This is a genomic window from Stenotrophomonas sp. ATs4 (assembly GCF_051861585.1).
Classification (GTDB): Bacteria; Pseudomonadota; Gammaproteobacteria; order Xanthomonadales; family Xanthomonadaceae; genus Stenotrophomonas; species Stenotrophomonas maltophilia_AS.
Genome location: NZ_JBLYPK010000005.1, coordinates 292139 through 308226, shown reverse-complemented (window position 1 = coordinate 308226; position 16088 = coordinate 292139). Strand labels below are relative to the sequence as shown.

The window sequence follows — 16088 nt, the reverse complement described above, 5'->3', positions numbered from 1 at the left end:
TCGAGTCATGCTCGACTGACGCGTTCCCAGCGCCCCAAAAGCAGTCGAGCATGGCTCGACTCTACATGGACGCGCGCGCCTGCACCGCGATCCGGTTGCCTTCACTGTCACGGATCTCGGCCACGCGCCAGTCCCCCGCGTCGGCCGGGCCGAAGCGCAGCTCGGCTCCTGCTTGTAGTGCACGCTCCAGGCTAGCGTCCAGGTCATCGACCCCGACATAGATGCGCGCACCCTGCTCGGAAGGCAGATAGTCCGCACCCTGCACCAGCGCCATGCTCGCACCGGCGGCCTCATCGGCGAACGGCAGATAGGCCATCCGGCAGTCGTGCAGCACGATTGGTTCATCTGCCCTCACCTGCAACCACAGCTGGTAGAAGGTGATGGCACGGGCTAGATCACTGGCTGGGATCTCGACATGCAGGATCGGATTCATCCACACAGGATAACCGGACGCTGACACTGCCTGCGCAGCGACACTGGCATGCTGGGTCTCCCCTGCCCTGCGGAGCCCTGCATGCCTCTGTCCGATCATCGAAGTACGCTGGCACCGCCCGGTTTCCTGCGCGTGGCGATCAACCTGGGCAACCCGGTGCTGGCACAGGGCGATGCGCGCTCACCGCGCGGCCCCTCGCTGGAACTGGCTACCGCATTGGCGCAACGGATGGGCGTGCAGGCACGCTTCACCTGCCACGATGCCGCAGCCTCGGTGGTCGCCGCGGCAGGCGAAGACGGCTGGGATCTGGCCTTCCTGGCCATCGATCCGGCACGCGCCGACCGCATTGCCTTCAGTGCCCCGTACGTGGAAATCGAAGGCACCTATCTGGTGCGCGAGGACAGCCCTGCGCAGCAGGTGGCCGACCTCGACCGCGAGGGGCTGCGCATCGCGGTGGGCCGCGGTGCAGCCTACGATCTGTTTCTCAGCCGCGAACTGCGCCACGCCATGATCGAGCGGGCAGAGACCTCGGCGGCGGCCATCACCCTGTTCCACCAGCAGAATCTGGATGCCGCTGCCGGTGTACGCCAGCCGCTGGAAGCATGGGCGCAGACGCAACCCGGCCACCGCGTGCTGGCCGACCGTTTCACCGCGATCCAGCAGGCGGTGGCAGCGCCGGCCTCACGCCCGGCCGTCGCACTGCAGGCGTTGTTCGAGGCGGTGGAGGCGATCAAGGCAGGCGCGTTGCTGGAGGAAGCGTTTGCCCGTGCCGGGCAGGCAGTCACCCTGGTGCGGTGACTGTAGAGCAGAAGCAGTCGAGCATGGCTCGACGCTACAGATGCGGATGGGATGGGATGGGATGGGATGGGATGGGATGGGATGGGATGGGATGGGATGGGATGGGATGGGATGGGATGGGATGGGATGGGATGGGATGGGATGGGATGGGATGGGATGGATGGGATGGATGGGATGGATGGGATGGTCGAGCATGGCTCGACGCTACAGATGCGGATGCGGTGGTCGAGCATGGCTCGACGCTACAAATGCGCGTCTGCCATATGCCGCACGTGCTCGGCGGCCTGCGCATGCAGCCAGTCGCGGAAGGCGAGGAAGCCGCGATGCCGGGCCGAGCGCTGCGGGTACACCAGCCAATGCGGCCAGGCGGTTTTCAGGCGCTGGTTGGACAGTGCGACCAGCTGGCCGGAATCCAGCAGCAGCCGCGCCCGTGTTACCCGCCCCAACGCCACGCCCACGCCATCCAGGGCCGCGCGATGGTGCGCCTCCGAATCATCCAGCACTGCCACGAAGCGCGATGGAGGGCTCTGCCCGCTCAACGCGAACCACGCGCCCCACGCACCGTCCGGATCACCAAGAAGCGGCCACTGGTTCAGTGGCATGCGGCCAATGCCTCCCATGCGTTCGATCAGCGCCGGGCTGGCCATCGGCAGCAGCCATTCGTCGAACAACGGCTCTACCACCAGCCCCGGCCACTGTCCGCTGCCCAGCCGCAGCGCGGCATCGAACTGCCGCTGCCGCTCGAAATCGATCAAGCGCTCACTCGACTGCAGGTTGATCTCGATCTGCGGATGCGCAGCCACGAAGTGACCCAGCCGTGGCACCAGCCACGCAGACGCCATCGATGGCACCGCGCTGATCGTCAGCACGTGCTCGGCGCGTGCCGCATAGGGCTGGAAGGCTTCGTTGATCGCATCCAGATGCGGACCCACCTGGTCAAGCAGACGCTGGCCTTCCAGGGTAAGGGTGACGCCGCGCGGCTGGCGGATCAGCAGCGGCTGCCCGAGCCGTTCTTCCAGCTGGCGCATCTGATGGCTGAGCGCACTGACGGTCAGGTTCATCGACGCTGCCGCGCGCGACAGGTTGCCGAGCCGGGCGGCGGCCACGAAGCCTTGCAGGGCATGGAGCGGTGGGCGGGACATCAGGCTTGAATTCCTCTCAAGGCATGCTTGCGGAAATGTCGCTTTTTGCCCTTCCATGCTGCCCGTATCGTGCAATCCACTCAAGTGGAGGCACGCTCATGAACATCTTCGGCGGCTTGTTGTTCCTGCACGGCCACGTGGCCAGCGCCGAGCTGGCACGCCAGTTGGCCAGCCCGTCCCCGACGCCCAGCAGCACCCCCTGTAGTGCTGGCCGCTGGCCGACAACCTCGCCGACCGGGCAGCCTGCAGCTGCCGGCCAACGGCCGGCACGTTCCTAGCGCTGCAGCGCCTCCTGCACCGCCGCAGCCACGTCGGTGTTGTCGATGTAACTGCCGTCGTTCCAGCGCACATGCTGGCGGTAGCCCGCATCGACGCCACGCACGCGCTTGCCGAGCAGTTCCGCGCCCGCCCCCTTGGCCCACAGCGGCACCAGCGCGTTGGAATGGTTGCCGGTGGGACGGAAGCTGATCCCCGGCATGCGGCCACGGCCATTGTTGCGCACCGGCTCGAAGGCCACACGCTGTGCATCCGGGCCCATCGGCATGCTGTTGTCGTGGTCGGTGGTGACGATCAGCAGGTTGCGCTCCCAGCCACCATTGCGCTCGATCCATTCGACCACCGCCGTTACCGCGTCGTTGAACTCCACGGTTTCCTCGATCAGCCGCCCGAACTGCGGCTGGTCGCTGCACTGGCCGTAGTGCCATTCGGTGCCGCAGGCGCTGGTATGCGCAGCCCAATCGGTGGCGCCGCCTTCCACCATCAGGAACAGCCCCTTGGCCGAACGCTGCTGCAGGAACTGCAGCGCGCCGCGGGTCATGGTCGCCAGGTCGGGCACGCTGTCGATCTTCCTCACACCGGAAGGCGTGGATGCGTCCTTGCCCAGCACCTGCAGCTGGCGCGCCTGCTGCAGCGTAGTGGCCACGCGCGGCACGCCGATCAGCGGCCGATCAGCGGGCATCCGCCCCTGCGCCAATGCGGCGAACGCTTCCTTGCTGCGGATCAGGCGCCACGGTCCCGCCGGATTGCCGGCAATGGCCTTGCCCGCTTCCAGCTGCTGCCAATCCTGCTGCGAAACCCATTCCCACGGATTCGCGCAGCCCTCGGCCTTCCCCGCATCCGCATCACCGTCGCAGGCGCGACCATCAACGCTGTAGCCGGGCCCACCGGTGCCCATCACCAGGTCCATGTGGCCCTGCGCCAGCATCTGGTGCGCAATGGCGTGGTAACTGTTGCGCGATTCGTTCTGCGCGGCGAACGCGGCTGGCGTGGCGTGCGCGAACGGCACCGAGGTGACCACGCCGGTGGCCATTCCGAGGCGCTTGGCGCGCAGCGTGTTGAAGTTCACCGGCCGGCCATCGTTGTCGTAGTTGATGGCGTTGTTGTAGGTCTTGATGCCCGAGGACAGCGCCGTGCCCGCCGCCGCGCTGTCGGTGGCCACCGCTGCGAGGTACTGGTAGCTGGCAAACGGCAGGTCCGGCGCCGGCACCGCGGTGTCATCCCAAGCCTTGGCCGGGTCGTAGCCAAGGGTCTGCGCATTGTCGCGGGTCGGCTGGCTGGCGGCATTCAACGGGAAGGTAGTTACCGCCAGGCGCTGCGGAAAGTCCGCATACGGCGCACCTTCGCGGCCACCGTACTGCCAGTAGGCAGCGGCGTCCCAGGTACCCCAACCGGCGCCGTCGTTGATCATCACGATCACGTTGTGCGGGCGCGCTTCGGCGGAGGAAACAGCCTCGGCGCGCAGGTTGGGCTGGCAGCCGCCAAGTGCGGCCAGCGCGAGCAGCAGCGAAGAATGAAGCCAGCGGCGAGGAATACGTGCAGTCATCGGATGTCCCGTCGGGCCATCGGCGGCCCACAATGACGATACGTTATATCGTTGCAATATTGCAGCTTCGTGCAGCCACTGCACACTATCCTCCAGGGCCCCACTGTTATCGCCGCCTCCATGCCGTCTCCTGCCCCTGCGCGTGCACCGCTGTCCTCCATCACCCTTGATGCGACGACGCTCGAAGTGATCCACCAGCACCACGCGGACATCGCACGGCAACCGGCTTCGCTGACCAAACTGATGACCGCCTACGCGGCTTACGAATGTGTCGAGGAGCGCGGGCGCTCGTGGGACGACGAAGTTACCGTCGCCGCCGACGATGTGCATGTGGTGGCCGATGATGAGACGCGCATGGGCCTGGCGCCCGGCGAAACAGTCACCCTCGCGCGCCTGCTGGAAGGATTGATGATCGTCTCCGGCAATGACGCGGCGCTGGCGGTCGCGCGCCACCTGGACGGATCGCAGCCTGCGTTCCTGGAGCGCATGAACCGGCACGCACGCCAGCTCGGCCTGCGCAGCACCTGGTTCGCCAGCGTCTCCGGCATTACCACGCCGCACCATGCATCCAGCGCGCGCGACATGGCGGTGCTGGCCGCCTGCCTGCTGAACGATCATCCGCAGATCCTGGCGGTCACCGCGCAGCGCGCGTTCGCGCACGGCAGCTTCAGCCGCAACAACCAGAACGCCCTGCTTGGCGACGACGGCGTGGATGGCTTGAAGACCGGCTACACGCAGGCCGCAGGCTTCTGCCTGGCCGCGACAGCGTGCCGACCGGTGCCCGGTCGCAACCAGCCGGTGCGGCTGATCACCGTGGTACTGGGCTCTGACAGCCGCAGCGCGCGCGACGCACTGGTGCGCGATCAGCTGGCGGCAGGATTCGCCGCACTGGCCGGCGGCTGACCGCTCGCGCGGCTCAGCGACGCTTGACCGTCGCCACGATCAGCCGCTGCAGCTCGGCCTCGGCGTCGGTCTTGTCCAGCGCGCCTGCGGCCACCCCCTCGGACAGGGTTTCGGCCGCACCGAGAATCGCCCAGCGTCCCGCCAGCGGCACCGTACCGTCGCTGGCGAACGGGCCCAGCCAGACCTGGCAGCTGTCGATGAAATCCTGCTGGTAGCGCTGCCGTACCACGTGCAGCTCCGGCGCGCCCACCAAGGCCGCCAGGATGCCCTGCACCTCACGGCCCTGGCTGAGGATGCAATCGATATAGCCGGAGGCGATGGCCGCAGCACGATCGGCGAGCTGCGCTTTCGCGTGGCTGATGCGTTCGTGGAACACCACCGTCTGCCGACCGTCATAGTCGTCGTAGAGCGCGGCCAGCAGACCATTGCGGGTCACGAAGTGATCGTAGGCCACCGGCTTGGTCACACCCGCCGCCTCGGCCAGCCGTCCCAGCGTCAACGCGTCAGTGCCTTCTTCGCCAACCAGCGCCCAGGCCACATCCAGCAACTGGCGGGCGCGTTGCTCGCGGGTCAATCGGCGGCGCGTGGGAGCGGCGTTGGCAGGCATCGGCGGCACACGGCATCAGCTCATCGGAGTACCGATTTTACGACCGATCTCATCGGCCGACTGCAGATGCGCCCCGGCTGCGCCGGAATCAGCGTCCAGCAGCAGTTCCGATGACAGTACGCGCGCACCGCAGTAGTCGAAGATGCCCATGTCGATCTGGGTCTTCATCGCCGTGCCGTAGCCGCGTCGCTCGATCATCTCCGCGCCCGCGCCGCCAATGCCGACCAGATGCACGTGCAACCGATGCAGCTTCTTCTGGACCTTGCCGTCGGCACCGTCCTGGTAGGCCCAGCCCTGGGTGAACACGCGATCGATCCAACCTTTCAGCAGCGCAGGGAACGACCACCAGTACAGCGGGTACACCAGCACCAGCGTATCGGTTGCGTCCAGACGGGCCTGCTCGGCGGCCACGTCGGCCGGTTCGCCACTGGTACCGCGGAACAGCGCCTGGTCCTGCTGGTTGAAGCGCGGATCGAACCCTTCGGCCATCAGATCGGCAAAGTCTACGGTGTTGCCGCCATCGGCAGCGCGGATGCTCGCGCCGATACGCTGGGCGATGGCGTGTGTCAGCGAGCCGGGTTCGGGATGGGTGACGACAATGAGGCTGTGCATGCGGGATCTCCAGGAATCACTAACTACCAATAGTAAGTAGTGATTGAGCTGACACCAGCGCTACCGGCAGGACGCTGTATCCGCCTCGGTCGTATAGTGCGGCGGTTCCCCAGAGACACCCGAGAATGGATCGACGCCTGCTTCTGCCTCTGTTGGCCCTGCTGCTGTCAATGACGCTGCCACCCGCCTTCGCAGGTGAACTCAGCCCCGGCGATTCAAAGGCATTGCGCGAAGACGTGCAGGCGATGTTGGACGCGTTCGGCCGCGGCGATGCCGAGCTGATCATCGCGCGTACCCACCCCAGCCTGAAACGGCTGGCGGGCGGCGATGAGGCCTATGCACGGATGACCCGCGAGACTGTAAAGGAACTGCGCAAGGCCGGCGTCACCGTCATCAGCGACGACGCTGGCGTGCCCGGCCGCACTTATGCCGCCGACGATGAAGAGGTCAGCTTCGTGCCGCGTCAGTCGCTGTTGCGCGTGCGCGAATCGCCGATGCGCAGCACCTCGTTCATGGTTGCTGTGCGCCGCGTCGGCACAACCCAATGGCGTTTCATTGACGGTGCTGCGTTGCTGGACAACCCCGCGCTGCTGCGTCAACTGCTGCCGGCGCTGGAGCCTGGTGTGACGCTGCCCAAGGGCGGGATGGAAGCGCTGTAATCGCAGGCGCATCCATCCACGCATGGCGTGGATCTACTGCTGCCGGCGCTGGAGCCTGGCGTGACGCTGCCCAAGGGCGGGATGGAAGCGCTGTAATCGCAGGCGCATCCATCCACGCATGGCGTGGATCTACTGCTGCCGGCGCTGGAGCCTGGCGTGACGCTGCCCAAGGGCGGAATGGAAGCGCTGTAATCGCAGGCGCATCCATCCACGCATGGCGTGGATCTACTGCTGCCAGCCTGTACCCAGGTTTCCGTCAGCGGAACAACGCGTTCAACGCGGTGCCCGAGGCGGCCTGCTGCAGCCCATCGAAGCGGCCGTCCTGCACGATCGGCTGGGTGGCCTGCATCAAGCCGCCCCACGCCGCACGCGCCAGCGCACCGCCGAGGCTGACCCGGCGCACACCAAGCGCAGCGATGTCCTGCAGGCTCAGCGGTGTCGGTCCACCGACCAGCAGGTTCACCGGCTTCGAGCCTGCAGCGGCAACCACCGCGCTGATCTGCTCGCGCGTGCTGATGCCAGGTGCATACAGCACGTCTGCACCGGCCTCGGCATAGGCGCGCAGGCGCTGCAGGGTGTCCTGCAGATCAGGCACGCCAACGAAGAAGTTCTCGGCACGGCCGACCAGCAGCACGTCGCCGCCAGCGCGGTCGATGGCCGCGCGTGCCGCGCGCAGGCGCTGGACCGCCTCGTCGATCGGCCTCAACGGCGCGTCCACCACGCCGCTGGCGTCCTCGATCGACAGCGCGGCGACGCCTGTATCGATCGCCGCGGCTACGGCCGCTTCAACCGCCTGCGGTGTGGCACCGAAGCCATCACCGAAGTCGGCGTTCAACGGCAGCGGTGTGGCCCCTGCCATCAGCCGCAGATGTTCCAGCGTGGCCTGCAGGGAAACCGCGCCGTCCGGCCGCCCTTCGCTCCAGGCGCACCCGGCGCTGGTCGTGGCCAGTGCCTGGAAGCCCTGCCGCTGCAGGTAGCGGGCGCTGCCCACATCCCATGGGTTGGGCAGCACGAAACAACCGTGTGCATGCAGTTGGCGGAAGGTCGCGCGCTTGCGCCGGGCGTCGGCATCGAGCGAGGTCATGATGAGCTCCAGGGCGGCAGACCTGCACCCTAGCCCGGTCACCGGCCTTGCTCAATGCCAACGAAGGCGAAGGTGCATGAGGTGATGTCACCTGCTTATTGGACGCTGCCGAGGCAGGTGCCTGAGCGTGCTTGCCTGCCCTCGCTGCACGCTGCCTTGGAGCCCTTCATGCACCCGGACCCACAGTCTTCCCCCGCCGATGCCCTGTTCGATGCAGACGACGACGCCCAGTGGGCTGATCTGCTCTCACCCACGCGGCGACGGCTGATCGCCTCGGCCGGGCTGGCCGCCGGTGGCCTGGCCAGTGCCAGCGCGGCGGCCGCCCCGGCAACCGCGCGCACCGAAGCCGCGGCGAACACCACCGAGCCGGGCCGCCCGGGCTTCCGCGCCATTGTTCCGCCCGCCCCCCAGGGCCGCAGCCCCTGGGGCGAGGCCACGGTCAGTGAGCCGACTCCACGTCCAACCAGTGTGCGCCCCGGCGAGGCCACGCTGCCGGCCAGGCCACGTGCCTACACCGATATCAGGAGCTATCACGCGCATATCTACTTCGACGAGGACAGTTTCGAGAAGGCCGCGCTGCTGCGGCGCTGGGCCGCCGAGCGCTTCCCGGTGGAGCTGGGCAACTGGAACCTGGAGCCGCGCGGCCCGCACGTCACGCCCTCGTTCTACTTCGGCTTCAACAACGATCTACTGCCGGTGCTGGTGCCGTGGCTGCAGCTCAACAGCCTGGGCCTGACCATCCTGATCCACCCCAATACCGGCGATGGCCGCGCCGACCACCTCCATTACGCGCTGTGGGTGAACCGCGCACAGCCGGTGAACGCCTACAACTGGCCGGCGCCCAAGCCAGGGGAACGGGAGCCGCTGGAGGAGGTGTTCCCGAACGTGGTACCGACAGTGCCGCTGGAGACGTGAGCGGGTGCGTGGTGGGGCGGTGGGTGGCGTGCAGCGCACCTTGGGCTGCCCCTCGGTGGGTGCGTAGCTTGCTGCGCACCGAACTTCCTTCATCCACGCATGGCGTGGATCTACCGACCGGCGGTCCTTCATCCACGCATGGCGTGGATCTACCGACCGGCGGTCCTTCATCCACGCATGGCGTGGATCTACTGATCGGCGGTCCTTCATCCACGCATGGCGTGGATCTACCGCATCACGGCCCATTTCGACATCAGCCATGGCCCAGCCTGCCGTCATCGTCGGCCTACGTGCAAGCATCCCCTGCCAGCACGGCGTTCAGCGCGCCTTGATCTGGTGCTCGCCGTACGGCCGCAAGCCCTTCGGCAGATTTCAAACGATTGATTGAAACACGCCAAACTTCGCCGAACTGGACAGCATCCGCCGGTTCCGCCAGACTGCCGCCCTTTCCCGTCTTCCGGATCCCATGGCGAAGCTGCTGGTCCTGCACGGCCCCAACCTCAACCTGCTCGGCACCCGCGAGCCGGAGGTCTACGGCCACACCACGCTGGCCGACATCGACCAGGCGCTGGCCGTCCAGGCGTCGGCCGCCGGGCACGCGGTGGAAAGCCTGCAGTCCAATGCCGAGCATGTGCTGGTGGACCGCGTACAGGCTGCGCGCGATGACGGAACCGCCTTCATCCTGATCAATCCTGCCGCCTTCACCCACACCTCGGTGGCCCTGCGCGATGCGCTGGCAGCGGTGGCAGTGCCGTTCATCGAGATCCACCTGTCCAACCCGCATACCCGCGAACCGTTCCGCCAGCACAGCTATTTCAGCGACAAAGCGGTGGGCGTGGTCTGTGGCTTCGGTGCCGACAGCTATCGCTATGCGATGGATGCGGCGCTGGCACGGGTACAGGCGGCCGGCGCGTGATGATGCTGCCGCGCGTGTTTGCCGGCGTCGTGCTGTGGGCTGGCCTCTGCGGCGCGGCCATCGCCTTCGACCGCAAGGACGAAGGCATCGACTGTGCGCATCCAACCACCACGATGGAGAGCGACCTGTGCGCCTCGGACGTGGCCGCCGCTGCCGACACTGAACTCAATGCCACCTATGCCCTGGCGCGCCAGCAACTGCGTACGCCGGCCAACGGTGGCAGCTGCAGCTACTGCGGCGAGGCCGAACAGCAGCTGGTACTGGCCCAGCGCGCCTGGATCCAGCTGCGCGACCACGACTGCAATGCCGTCTATGCACTCAATTCCGATGGTACAGCGCGCAACGGCGCACAGATGCGCTGCCTGACCACCCTCGCGCGCGACCGTACGCGGCAGCTGCGCGAGTTCTACGAACTGCTTTGACCCGAGCGCGATGCGCTTCCCACCACACTGACATCAAGAGCAAAGAGGCCACCATGGATCTCCGCAAAATCAAGAAGCTGATCGACCTGCTGGAAGAGTCGAACCTGGCCGAAATCGAAATCAAGGAAGGTGAAGAGTCGGTGCGCCTGTCGCGTGCCCCGGTGGTCGGCTATGCCGCACCGATGCCGGCACCGATGTATGCCGCTCCGGCCGCCCCGGCACCGCAGGCGATGCCGATGCAGTCGCCGACCGAAGCCTCCACTGGCGGCACCGCCAAGCCGGGCCCCGTGCTGCCGGAAGGCCACGTGCTGCGCTCGCCGATGGTCGGCACCTTCTACGCCTCGGCCGCCCCGGACAAGCCGGCCTTCGTCAGCGTTGGCCAGCAGGTCAAGGAAGGCGAGACCCTGGCCATCATCGAAGCGATGAAGATGTTCAACCCGATCGAGGCCGACAAGTCCGGCACCATCGTCGCCATCCTCGGCGAGAACGGCCAGCCGGTGGAGTTCGACCAGCCGCTGTTCGTGATCGGCTGAGGGGCACGCCATGCTCGACAAAGTCGTCATTGCCAACCGAGGGGAAATCGCGCTGCGCATCCTGCGCGCGTGCCACACCCTGGGCATCCGCACGGTGGCCGTGCATTCCACGGTCGACCGCAACCTCAAGCATGTGGCCATGGCCGATGAGTCCGTCTGCATCGGTCCGGCACCGTCGCCGCAGAGCTACCTCAACATCCCGGCGCTGATCGCGGCCGCTGAAGTCACTGACGCCCAGGCCATCCACCCGGGCTACGGCTTCCTGTCGGAGAACGCCGACTTCGCCGAGCGCGTGGAAGAGTCCGGCTTCATCTTCATCGGCCCCAAGGCCGACACCATCCGCATGATGGGCGACAAGGTCGAAGCCATCCGCGCGATGAAGTCCGCCGGCGTGCCGTGCGTACCCGGTTCGGGCGGCCCGCTGGGTGATGACATCGTCGCAAACACCAAGATCGCCCGTGAGATCGGCTACCCGGTCATCATCAAGGCGGCAGGTGGTGGCGGTGGCCGCGGCATGCGCGTGGTGCACGCCGAAGCTTCGCTGAAGACCTCGATCGAAACCACCAAGAGCGAGGCCAAGGCCGCGTTCGGCAATGGCGAGGTCTACATGGAGAAGTTCCTGGAGAACCCGCGCCACGTGGAGATCCAGGTGCTGGCCGACGGCCAGGGCAACGCCATCCACCTGGGTGAGCGCGATTGCTCGATGCAGCGCCGCCACCAGAAGGTGGTGGAAGAAGCGCCGGCACCGGGCATCAGCGCAGAGCAGCGCGAGCAGATCGGCAAGGTCTGCACCGAGGCCTGCGTGCGCATCGGCTACCGTGGTGCCGGCACGTTCGAGTTCCTCTACGAGGACGGCCGCTTCTACTTCATCGAAATGAACACCCGCATCCAGGTGGAGCATCCGGTCACCGAAATGGTCACCGGCATCGACCTGGTGGCCGAGCAGCTGAAGATCGCCGCCGGCCAGAAGCTGTCGATCAAGCAGAGTGATGTGGTGCTCAATGGCCATGCCATCGAATGCCGCATCAATGCCGAAGACGCTGAAACCTTCGTGCCGAGCCCGGGCACCATCACCGGCTTCCATCCGCCGGGCGGCCCCGGCGTGCGCGTGGACACCCACATCTACAGTGGCTACCGCGTGCCGTCGAACTACGACTCGATGATCGGCAAGCTGATCGTGCACGGCCCGGACCGCGAGACCGCCATCGCCCGCATGCGGGTTGCGCTGAGCGAAATGGTGGTGGACGGCATCAAGACCAACATCGCGCTGCAGCAGCGGATCATGCGCGACAAGGGCTTCCAGGCCGGTGGCCAGAACATCCACTATCTGGAAAAGCGCCTTGCCGAGCGCAAGAACAAGCCGATCGCGTTGACCTGATCGGCGCCAGCTGTGGACATGAAAAGGGCGGGGATATCCCCGCCCTTTTTGCGTTTTTACGGTAGCGCCGGGCATGGCCCGGCGCTACCGGCTGGCATCAGCGCTTGTCTGCTGCTTCGGCCGGAATCTGCGACTTCGCCAACGGGCGCACGCCATTGGGCGACGTCGGGTCGATGATCACCATGGTCTCGGTCGAGCCATCGGGCCACACCACCTGGAAGGTGCTGCCGGCCGGCAACGAGGCGAACGGCATGCCGCTCTGCGCGCGATACACCGCTGCGACCTGGCTGGCGCCCGCGCGGCGCACGTCTTCCTGCGCCTTCACCGTGGTCAGCTCCACCTTCGACAGATGCCGGTAGCGATCTTCATAGGTGTCGATCATCAATAAGCCGACCGCACCGGCCGAGTAGGCCACGAACAGCGCCACCCAGAACCAGAACTTGGCCCCATGCAGGAATCGACGGTAATTCATTGCCCGTCCCTCTTTCCAACCAATCGCTTGATCCATTGCCTCATCTTCCCCGCACCTTGCCGCGAAACCGCAGCGTCATACACGAAATCCCGGAAATCCTGTGCCCCATCCTGCGAACAGATCCCTCCGTTCGCACAAAAACTGTTGACCAGCACGCTGTCTGCTCCACACGGTAGACCGAGTTCGCAGGCCGCAAGCCGCCATGCGAGCTCACTGAGCTGTTCGCCGGCCACCAGGCCGTTCAGCGCGCGATCGCCCGATGCACGCACGCCCATGCCCGGCGCGATGGCCATGAACGCCTCCGGGTCGCGCGAGGTACGCACCCGCTCGACCAGGTCGCGGCGGTACTCGGAGCTGTCCTGCAGCGGCTCGCCTTCGGCGAACAACGCTGCCTCGGCCGCCAGGTTGCCCTGCTCAGCCGCCTTGCGGCGCTCGGCCAGCACCAGCGGCGGACCCAGCTTGTCACCGGGCACGAAGCCACCGCAGCGCTGCGCGACACGTTCGCGTGCCTGCACCATCGCCGGCGCGGCAGTCAGCCCCAATCCAGCCAGAACGTTGTTGTCCAAGCGGTAGCCGCCCGGGTCGACCGCATACTGCGCGCAGTAGTCATAGACACGGCTGAGCATCCAGCGCGCCTCGTGGTTGCCATCATCGGCCTGCACGCGCAGGCGCTGCGCGTACGCATACAGGTCGGTGGCGTCTTCGATATCGGCGCGCAGATCCAGCGGCAGGCCTGAAGGCAGCGCATTGCCGTGTTCGAAGGCGGACAGGCGGCGCGCCAGTGCTTCGGGCATCACCTGCAAGGCTGCTGCGCTGTCATTGGCCACCGCGACGCCCGGCAGATCGGTCTGTACCGTGGACGAAGCCACGTGGCCGCTGGCCCGATACCCGGCCACGCCCAGCACGGCCACCGCCGGCAGCACAAGCAACCAGGTTTTCAGGGTCGGAGCAAAGGCCATCGGCGGCGGTGGAGCATCACGGCACACAGGAAAGCACGAAGTTTAGCAAGGCCCGACACGCCTGTCTGAATCGAGTTCGTTCATCTCAGGACGGCATCTCAGACAATACGGAGACGCCCCGATGGTCTAGCATGGCCCCCTTTCCCGCGATTGCCTCCATTGCCATGCCGTTCCTGGAATTGACCCTGCGCTGCACCGAAGCGACCCAGCCCCGCTATGAAAATGCGCTGGAGGACGTCGGCGCACTGGCCGTGACCCTGCTTGATGCCGAGGCCGATACCAGCAACGAACAGGCCATCCTTGAACCCGGCGTGGGCGAAACGCCGCTGTGGGACACCCTGGTGCTGAGTGCGTTGTTCCCCGCCGACAGCAATGCACTGCTGCTGCTGGCCGCGCTGGAAGCATTCGATCCGGAGCTGGACTGGAGCGGCGGCAGCTTCCGCGCGGTCGAGGACGAGGACTGGGAACGCGCCTGGCTGGACCAGTTCCAGCCAATGGATTTCGGCAGCCGGACCTGGATCGTGCCGTGGAACCATGAACTGCCCGAGGCGGCGCAGGCAGCCGACGCCGCCGTGGTGCGGCTGGACCCGGGCCTGGCCTTCGGTTCGGGCACCCACCCGACCACCGCGCTGTGCCTGCGCTGGCTGGACCAGCTGGCCGTATCCGGCCTGCTGCAGGGCCAGCGGGTGCTCGACTTCGGTTGTGGTTCGGGCATCCTCGCGCTGGCCGCGCTGAAGCTGGGCGCCGCCGAAGCCATCGGCGTGGACAACGACCCGCAGGCACTGGTCGCCACCGCTGACAATGCCGAGCGCAACGGCGAGCAGGCGCGGATGCACGTGTACCTGCCGCAGGACGAACCGGTCGCCACCTATCCGATCGTGGTCGCCAACATCCTTGCTTCGGCGCTGGACGCGCTGGCCGAACTGCTGGCCGCACGCGTTGCTGCCGGTGGTCGCATCGCCCTGTCGGGCATCCTGCACGGCCAGGAAGACGAACTGCTGCAGCGCTATGCGGCGTGGTTCGACGACCTGCAGGCCACCCAGGATGGCGACTGGATGCGCATCACCGGCGTGCGCCGCGCCTGATCGTGGTTGAATGACCGCTGGATCCGAGCCCGCACCCTGAGCATGTCCGAGCCGAACCCACCGCGCCGTCCCCTGGCCACCTTCCTGCGCACGGCGCCGGAAGGTGAGTCTGCGCCTGCGACCGATGCGCGCATGCAGGACGAAGCCGGTCACGCAACGCCCGTGGAGCAGGTGCCGGCCGATCCCATCGACCTGGCACGACCACCGGCGACAGAGATGCGACACGACGATGACGTTGTCATCGTTGATGATGCGGTGGCCATCGAGCCGGCGCCGGTCGCGCTGCAGGCAACGGCGGTCGCCAGTGAGGCCCCCAGCTTCCTCGGCAGCGCGCGCGCACGCACGCTGCCAGCACCCCGCTGGCACTGGCTGCTCGTCGCCGGGCTTGCCCTGCTCCTGGTCCTGCAGAGCGTGCTTGCCGACCGCGCACGACTGGCCGCCGACGCCGGCAACCGCGCATGGCTGGGCACACTGTGCAGCGTACTGCGCTGCGCTCTCCCTGCCTGGCATGAACCGACCGCGTTCACCATGACCAGCCGCGAGATCCGACCGCTGCCCAACCAGGCGGGTGTCCTGCAGGTGCAGGCCAGCATCCGCAACGATGCACGCTGGGCGCAGGCCTGGCCGAAACTGCGCCTGTCGCTGTCCGATGCCGATGGCCGGGTGATCGGCAGCGGTGTGTTCATGCCGGCGCAATATCTGGGCGAAGACCCCGGCCCGGCCCTGCTGGAACCGGGGCAGAGCGCGCGTATTGCCTTCCGTGTACAGGAGCCGGCCGCGTCCACTGTCGCATTCACCTTCGACTTCCTGTGACCAGAACGGACACCCCTGGCCGTGGCAGGCCGGGCACGCTCGCGCTAGACTGACCGCCACCACCTCGTCCGGCCGCGCGCTCCGCGCGCACGGGCCAACCGAATCGGGAACCCCCTTGAACGCTGTCCTTTCTCGTCCTGACAACAGTCGTGGCGCTGCCCGGCCACCGCTGCGTGAACATGTCGCCCAGTCCGTGCGCCGTTACCTGCGTGACCTTGATGGCTGCGACGCGGACGATGTCTACGAGATCGTGCTGCGCGAGATGGAAATTCCGCTGTTCGTGGAAGTGCTCAACCACTGCGAAGGCAACCAGAGCCGCGCCGCCGCGATGCTGGGCATCCACCGCGCCACCCTGCGCAAGAAGCTGAAGGAATACGGCATCAGCGCGTAAGTGCGCGTATGGGTAGTGCCGGCCGCTGGCCGGCAACCCCATGAACGATGGCAGGATGTTGCAGTTGCCGGCCAGCGGCCGGCACTACCCGTAGATCCACGCCACGCGTGGATGGAAGCCCGGCAGAATCAACCGCCCCCGCCC

General features: G+C 66.9%; 20 protein-coding genes. 12 read left to right on the top strand and 8 right to left on the bottom strand.

The window, feature by feature from the left end:
- Positions 1 to 61: 61 nt before the first annotated feature.
- Positions 62 to 433, bottom strand: a complete 372-nt coding sequence (locus tag ABR323_RS11380) for a VOC family protein (RefSeq protein ID WP_439449366.1) — start codon at positions 431 to 433, stop codon at positions 62 to 64.
- Between the two features lie 81 nt (positions 434 to 514).
- Between ABR323_RS11380 and ABR323_RS11375 the strand changes: the two genes are divergently transcribed.
- Positions 515 to 1231, top strand: coding sequence for an ABC transporter substrate-binding protein (locus ABR323_RS11375; protein WP_439449365.1), 717 nt, complete (start codon positions 515 to 517; stop codon positions 1229 to 1231).
- Positions 1232 to 1473: 242 nt separating this feature from the next.
- Here ABR323_RS11375 and ABR323_RS11370 read toward each other — a convergent pair whose 3' ends face one another.
- The gene (locus ABR323_RS11370; protein WP_439449364.1) at positions 1474 to 2373 is read right to left on the bottom strand and encodes a LysR substrate-binding domain-containing protein; all 900 of its coding nucleotides are present in this window, start codon (positions 2371 to 2373) and stop codon (positions 1474 to 1476) included.
- Between the two features lie 98 nt (positions 2374 to 2471).
- Between ABR323_RS11370 and ABR323_RS11365 the strand changes: the two genes are divergently transcribed.
- On the top strand, positions 2472 to 2651 hold the full coding sequence (locus ABR323_RS11365) for a hypothetical protein (protein ID WP_439449363.1): 180 nt from the start codon (positions 2472 to 2474) through the stop codon (positions 2649 to 2651).
- Here the strand turns inward: ABR323_RS11365 and ABR323_RS11360 are convergent.
- Entirely contained in the window at positions 2648 to 4195 is a 1548-nt protein-coding gene (locus ABR323_RS11360; protein WP_439449362.1) for an alkaline phosphatase, read from the bottom strand. The genes ABR323_RS11365 and ABR323_RS11360 overlap by 4 nt on opposite strands.
- Before the next feature lie 120 nt (positions 4196 to 4315).
- Here ABR323_RS11360 and ABR323_RS11355 point away from each other — a divergent pair, with 120 nt between their 5' ends.
- On the top strand, positions 4316 to 5098 hold the full coding sequence (locus ABR323_RS11355; RefSeq protein WP_439449361.1) for a D-alanyl-D-alanine carboxypeptidase family protein: 783 nt from the start codon (positions 4316 to 4318) through the stop codon (positions 5096 to 5098).
- Between the two features lie 13 nt (positions 5099 to 5111).
- Here ABR323_RS11355 and ABR323_RS11350 read toward each other — a convergent pair whose 3' ends face one another.
- Together ABR323_RS11350 and ABR323_RS11345 are read right to left on the bottom strand one after the other, a co-directional pair.
- Positions 5112 to 5705, bottom strand: coding sequence for a TetR/AcrR family transcriptional regulator (locus ABR323_RS11350; protein ID WP_135275302.1), 594 nt, complete (start codon positions 5703 to 5705; stop codon positions 5112 to 5114).
- Positions 5706 to 5720: 15 nt separating this feature from the next.
- Complete coding sequence (locus tag ABR323_RS11345) at positions 5721 to 6317, bottom strand: NAD(P)H-dependent oxidoreductase (RefSeq protein ID WP_439449360.1); 597 nt, start codon at positions 6315 to 6317, stop codon at positions 5721 to 5723.
- A gap of 125 nt (positions 6318 to 6442) precedes the next feature.
- On the opposite strand from ABR323_RS11345, the gene ABR323_RS11340 reads away from it, so the two are divergent.
- Positions 6443 to 6976, top strand: a complete 534-nt coding sequence (locus ABR323_RS11340; RefSeq protein WP_439449359.1) for a hypothetical protein — start codon at positions 6443 to 6445, stop codon at positions 6974 to 6976.
- Between the two features lie 256 nt (positions 6977 to 7232).
- Here the strand turns inward: ABR323_RS11340 and ABR323_RS11335 are convergent, their stop codons facing one another.
- The gene (locus tag ABR323_RS11335; RefSeq protein WP_439449358.1) at positions 7233 to 8060 is read right to left on the bottom strand and encodes an isocitrate lyase/PEP mutase family protein; all 828 of its coding nucleotides are present in this window, start codon (positions 8058 to 8060) and stop codon (positions 7233 to 7235) included.
- A 168-nt stretch (positions 8061 to 8228) separates the two neighbouring features.
- Here ABR323_RS11335 and ABR323_RS11330 point away from each other — a divergent pair, with 168 nt between their 5' ends.
- The 5 genes from ABR323_RS11330 (at position 8229) to accC (ending at position 12224) form a co-directional block, all read left to right on the top strand.
- Complete coding sequence (locus ABR323_RS11330; RefSeq protein WP_439449357.1) at positions 8229 to 8975, top strand: DOPA 4,5-dioxygenase family protein; 747 nt, start codon at positions 8229 to 8231, stop codon at positions 8973 to 8975.
- Between the two features lie 466 nt (positions 8976 to 9441).
- Entirely contained in the window at positions 9442 to 9891 is a 450-nt protein-coding gene (gene aroQ / locus ABR323_RS11325) for a type II 3-dehydroquinate dehydratase (protein WP_439449356.1), read from the top strand.
- The gene (locus tag ABR323_RS11320) at positions 9891 to 10313 is read left to right on the top strand and encodes a lysozyme inhibitor LprI family protein (protein ID WP_439449428.1); all 423 of its coding nucleotides are present in this window, start codon (positions 9891 to 9893) and stop codon (positions 10311 to 10313) included. The genes aroQ and ABR323_RS11320 overlap by 1 nt, the downstream gene beginning before the upstream one ends.
- Positions 10314 to 10366: 53 nt before the next feature.
- Entirely contained in the window at positions 10367 to 10846 is a 480-nt protein-coding gene (gene accB, locus ABR323_RS11315) for an acetyl-CoA carboxylase biotin carboxyl carrier protein (protein ID WP_439449355.1), read from the top strand.
- A 10-nt stretch (positions 10847 to 10856) separates the two neighbouring features.
- Complete coding sequence (gene accC, locus ABR323_RS11310; RefSeq protein ID WP_135275309.1) at positions 10857 to 12224, top strand: acetyl-CoA carboxylase biotin carboxylase subunit; 1368 nt, start codon at positions 10857 to 10859, stop codon at positions 12222 to 12224.
- Positions 12225 to 12321: 97 nt separating this feature from the next.
- On the opposite strand, the gene ABR323_RS11305 is transcribed toward accC, so the two are convergent.
- Together ABR323_RS11305 and ABR323_RS11300 are read right to left on the bottom strand one after the other, a co-directional pair.
- Positions 12322 to 12696, bottom strand: coding sequence for a hypothetical protein (locus tag ABR323_RS11305; RefSeq protein ID WP_439449354.1), 375 nt, complete (start codon positions 12694 to 12696; stop codon positions 12322 to 12324).
- Positions 12693 to 13655 carry a hypothetical protein gene (locus ABR323_RS11300; protein ID WP_439449353.1) on the bottom strand — a complete coding sequence of 321 codons (963 nt, stop codon included), beginning with the start codon at positions 13653 to 13655 and terminating at the stop codon, positions 12693 to 12695. The genes ABR323_RS11305 and ABR323_RS11300 overlap by 4 nt, the downstream gene beginning before the upstream one ends.
- A gap of 164 nt (positions 13656 to 13819) precedes the next feature.
- On the opposite strand from ABR323_RS11300, the gene prmA reads away from it, so the two are divergent.
- The 3 genes from prmA to fis all read left to right on the top strand — a co-directional run bounded on the left by prmA (position 13820) and on the right by fis (position 15944).
- Positions 13820 to 14740, top strand: coding sequence for a 50S ribosomal protein L11 methyltransferase (gene prmA / locus ABR323_RS11295; RefSeq protein WP_135275314.1), 921 nt, complete (start codon positions 13820 to 13822; stop codon positions 14738 to 14740).
- A 42-nt stretch (positions 14741 to 14782) separates the two neighbouring features.
- On the top strand, positions 14783 to 15553 hold the full coding sequence (locus tag ABR323_RS11290; protein ID WP_439449352.1) for a DUF3426 domain-containing protein: 771 nt from the start codon (positions 14783 to 14785) through the stop codon (positions 15551 to 15553).
- Between the two features lie 115 nt (positions 15554 to 15668).
- Positions 15669 to 15944 (top strand): DNA-binding transcriptional regulator Fis, encoded by a 276-nt coding sequence (gene fis / locus ABR323_RS11285; RefSeq protein ID WP_006397198.1) that lies wholly within the window; start codon positions 15669 to 15671, stop codon positions 15942 to 15944.
- The last annotated feature ends 144 nt before the right edge of the window (positions 15945 to 16088 follow it).